This window comes from Deinococcus pimensis DSM 21231, assembly GCF_000519345.1.
Lineage (GTDB): Bacteria > Deinococcota > Deinococci > Deinococcales > Deinococcaceae > Deinococcus_A > Deinococcus_A pimensis.
In genome coordinates this window covers 80,733-81,246 of record NZ_KI912670.1, presented here as the reverse complement: position 1 = coordinate 81,246, position 514 = coordinate 80,733, and the positions used below count along the sequence as shown (strand labels likewise).

Genomic DNA, 514 nt, shown 5'->3' with positions numbered 1-514 from the left:
GCCCCCGTGCCGCCCCGAGTGCAGGTCCCGCGCGGGGCCGCGCAGGGTGAACTCCAGCGCGCACAGGCCGCGCGCGCTCACCGTCAGCGTGGGGAGGTCCGCGCGCCACATCCCTCCGTCCGCGGACAGCACGAAGTCCGCCGCGAGTTCGTGGGCGTGCGCCCGCACGAAAGGCGCGAGGTGTGGGCTGCCCACCTCCTCCTCGCCCTCGAAGAGGAACTTCACGTTCACGGGCAGCGCGCCGCGCGCGCTCAGGAACGCCTCCGTCACGCGGATCGGGATCAGCATGGGCGCCTTGTCGTCGGACACGCCCCGCGCGTAGAGGCGCCCGTCCCGCTCGGTGGGCGTGAAGGGCGGACTGTCCCAGCGCTCCAGCGGGTCGGGCGGCTGCACGTCGAAGTGGCCGTACACCAGCACGGTCGGCGCGCCCGGAGCGCCCGTCCACGAGGCCGTCACGACCGGATGGCCGGGCGTGTCGCGCACCCGCGCGTCCGTGACGCCCGCCCTCGCGAGG

General features: G+C 75.5%; 1 protein-coding gene. It reads right to left on the bottom strand.

Going from position 1 to position 514, the window contains the following annotated elements:
- A partial coding sequence (locus DEIPI_RS0119465; protein ID WP_027482870.1) for a M20/M25/M40 family metallo-hydrolase occupies positions 1-514 on the bottom strand: 514 nt, incomplete at both ends.